The 2,970-nt window shown below is 69.8% G+C and carries 4 protein-coding genes; 2 read left to right on the top strand and 2 right to left on the bottom strand.

The window, feature by feature from the left end; translation table 11 throughout:
• Positions 1-666: LuxR C-terminal-related transcriptional regulator (locus tag AS93_RS19860; RefSeq protein ID WP_037010169.1), on the top strand; the 666-nt coding region annotated here is incomplete at its 5' end.
• Positions 667-715: 49 nt separating this feature from the next.
• On the opposite strand, the gene AS93_RS19855 is transcribed toward AS93_RS19860, so the two are convergent.
• Positions 716-1,534 carry a hypothetical protein gene (locus AS93_RS19855; RefSeq protein WP_039559911.1) on the bottom strand — a complete coding sequence of 273 codons (819 nt, stop codon included), beginning with the start codon at positions 1,532-1,534 and terminating at the stop codon, positions 716-718.
• Positions 1,535-1,699: 165 nt separating this feature from the next.
• Between AS93_RS19855 and AS93_RS0118315 the strand changes: the two genes are divergently transcribed.
• A complete protein-coding gene (locus tag AS93_RS0118315; RefSeq protein ID WP_027591920.1) occupies positions 1,700-2,641 on the top strand; it encodes an alpha/beta hydrolase in 942 nt (313 codons plus the stop codon).
• Positions 2,642-2,758: 117 nt separating this feature from the next.
• Here the strand turns inward: AS93_RS0118315 and AS93_RS19850 are convergent.
• A partial coding sequence (locus tag AS93_RS19850) for a lysylphosphatidylglycerol synthase domain-containing protein (protein WP_037010166.1) occupies positions 2,759-2,970 on the bottom strand: 212 nt, incomplete at its 5' end.

Here is a 2,970-nt window from a genome sequence, read left to right as displayed (position 1 = left end):
CAGGGGCAACTGCCCCTGGCCGAGCTGTGGCTGGCCCGGCTGAGTGACACCTACACCGGGGAGCAGCCGGCTGCGGCCCCGGAGCTGCTGCCCCAGTTGCCGCTGCATCTGGGGTTGCGCCGCGCCATCGTGGCCCGCCGACGCTTCCAGACCGAGGACGCCGAGCGGCAGCTGCGCGATCTGCAGCGCCAGGCGCGCCGGCGCGGTGCCCTGATGTTCGCCTGCTTTGCGGATATCCACCTGTGCCTGTTGCTGCTGGATCGGGGGCGCCTGGAAGAGGCGGGCGCCGTGCTGGTCAGCGGGCTGGAGTCCGGCCGGGGCGGCTGTCTGCTGGCATTCCTGCACCTGCTGCGTCGCCATCCACACTGGCTGCGCGCGCAGCTTGCCGAGCAGCCGGACGGTCCGCTGGCGAGCGATCTGCTGGCCCTGCTGCCGGCGTCGGCCAGCTCGGCCGACGCTGGCGGGGAGGCGGTGCCGCTGAGCGGTCGCGAGCTGGGCGTGCTGCGCCTGATCGCCCAGGGGTGTTCGAACCAGGAAATCAGCGAGCGGCTGTTCATCTCGCTGCACACGGTGAAGACCCATGCGCGGCATATCAACGGCAAGCTGGGGGTGGAGCGGCGCACCCAGGCGGTGGCGCGGGCCAAGGCGCTGGGACTGCTGGACTGAGTGAGAGCCCTGCGCTCCCGGCGGCCGGAAAAGCGCTGACCGTCCTACGTCATGGCAGTGCTCCGGTCAGGATGGGTTCGGCGCCGGTCGATTTGGCGCGCATGTCGTCCTCGATGGCCAGCAGGGTCGGTTGCAGCGCATTGAGGCGGTCGCGCACCGCGGCCAGCGGATGTTCCCTCGCCAGGCTGTCCAGGCGCGCCAGGACCTCGGCGCGCGCCGGGGCCGGCAGGTGCACGAACAGCTCCGGCAACTGGCCGCTCAGCTCGCTGGCGTACTGCTCAAGCTCGGCGGCACCGAACTGCCGGGTCATGTCCAGGAAATCCAGGGCGCTGCGGGTCAGCTGGGCGGCGGCTTCCTTGGTGTCGCGCAGGCCCTGCAGGCGCACCGGGCTTCGTCGCTCCTCCTCCGACAGCGTCATCCAGAACTCCACCGTCAGGGTGAACAGCACCGCCTGCTGGCGCAGCGAATGGCTCATCAGCCCCAGCGCCTCGCTGGCGTAGGGCTGCTGCGCGGCCTTGAAATCCAGGTACAGGCGCAGCAGTTCGCGCAGGTGTAGCAGGATGTCCCGCGCCTGCTCCTGACGCTGCTCCAGGGCCACGTAGATGTTCAGTTGCGGGCGGAAGTTCTCGGGATTGACCATGCGCTGGTAGAGCGGCCCGGTGAATTCGCCGCCGCGCCGGGGCAGGGCGTCGGCCTGGCTGCCCTGCACCTTGCGCAGGGTGTCCAGCAACTGGCGGTAGTCCTCGCTGCTCCAGGGGCGCTGGATGTCGGGGATCGGCTCGCCGAGAAAGTACAACTCCGTAGCGGCCAGCGGTCTCAGCACAAGCAGCAGCACCAGGGCGAGCAGGGCGTTATGGGGGCGCGGCATTGGGCAATCCGTGGCTCGTTTCCGACCGGGGCAGCTTATCCAGCCTGGCGCGCAGCGTCATCCCGTCCTTCGGTTGGGCTCATGGGTGTTTTTTTCCGTGCTGTGATGCCGATGGCACGGGTACACCGTGCCTTCCGTTCGCTGCCGGCTCACAAGGAGAATGCCATGCCCGCTTCCAGTTCCACCCTGACGCCGCCCCTGGCCAGCGGCGTCGCCCGCCTGGGCTTCGGCGAGCTGCCCCTGCCCGCGCTCAAGGCCCGCTACGGCCACCCGGCCAGCGGTTCGCGTTATGTGGAGCTGGACGGCTTTGCGGTGCACTACCGCGACGAAGGCCACCCCGACCAGCCGGTGGTGGTGATGATGCACGGGGTGGTGGCTTCGCTGCATACCTGGGACGGCTGGGTGAAGGCCTTTTCGCGCCATTACCGGGTGATTCGCTTCGACCTGCCCTGTTTCGGTCTCACCGGTCCGGCGCCCGGCGGGTACTCCGAGGAGCGCATGCGCAAGGTGCTGGGGCTGTTGCTCGATCATCTGCGGGTCGAGCGGGCGACCCTGGTCGGCAACTCGCTGGGCGGCTACCTTGCCTGGAGCTACGCCCTGGAACAGCCCGAACGGGTGGATCGGCTGGTGCTGCTCGATCCGGTCGGCTACCCGATGCGAAGGATTCCCTGGATGATCGCCGCCGCCAGCCTGCCGGGCGCCACCTGGGCCATGCCGCTGTGGATGCCGCGCGCCTTGATCGCCCAGGGCGTGAAGGAAGTCTACGGGGATCGCAGCCGTATCCAGCCGGGCGTGCCCGATCGCTATTACGAGCTGACTCGCCGGCCCGGCAATCGCCGCGCCATGATGGAGATCTTCCGCCTGCTGGTGCGCCTGAACCGCAGCCGCAAGGACACCGCCGAGCGGGTGGCGCGCATCGGTGTGCCGACCCTGCTCATGTGGGGCGACCGGGACCGCTGGATCGCGCCGGAGCAGGTGGCCCTGTGGAAGCGCGACCTGCCGGGTGTGCAGGTGAAGGTGTATGCCGGCGTGGGGCATGTGCCGATGGAGGAAATCCCCGAACGCAGCGCCCTGGATGCGCTGAATTTCCTCGGCGCGAAGCGCTAGGGCGCTGGCCGCTGTGGGGCCGGCTTTATGCCGGCCGGGTGGGGCCGGGTACCTCGGCATCTGCCGAAACTCCGTCTGCCGGCGTAAAGCCGGTGGCCTCGACCAGCCCTGCGGCGGTCACGACTGGCGAAACCGCACCAGCCGGCGCAGCAGCGGTCGGCCGGCCAGGTGCAGGAACAGCGGGGCGCCGGCGATCAGGTAGAAGTAATAGGTGACGCCCCGCCAGATGATGATTGCCGCCGCCGCGCTGGACTTGCCCACCAGCGGGGCGAGCAGCGCCACCGAGGCCAGTTCGGCGCTGCCGGCGCCGCCGGGCAGCAGGCTCAGCT

Source organism: Pseudomonas sp. RL (assembly GCF_000647775.1).
GTDB classification, from domain to species: Bacteria; Pseudomonadota; Gammaproteobacteria; order Pseudomonadales; family Pseudomonadaceae; genus Serpens; species Serpens flexibilis.
The sequence above is the reverse complement of the archived record's forward strand: the minus strand, read 5'-3'. Positions and strand labels throughout refer to the sequence as shown.

Excerpts from the sequence above, each read along its gene's own strand:
- AS93_RS19855 (WP_039559911.1), bottom strand. The coding sequence starts at position 1,534 with ATGCCGCGCCCCCATAACGCCCTGCTCGCCCTGGTGCTGCTGCTTGTG.
- AS93_RS0118315 (WP_027591920.1), top strand. The coding sequence starts at position 1,700 with ATGCCCGCTTCCAGTTCCACCCTGACGCCGCCCCTGGCCAGCGGCGTC.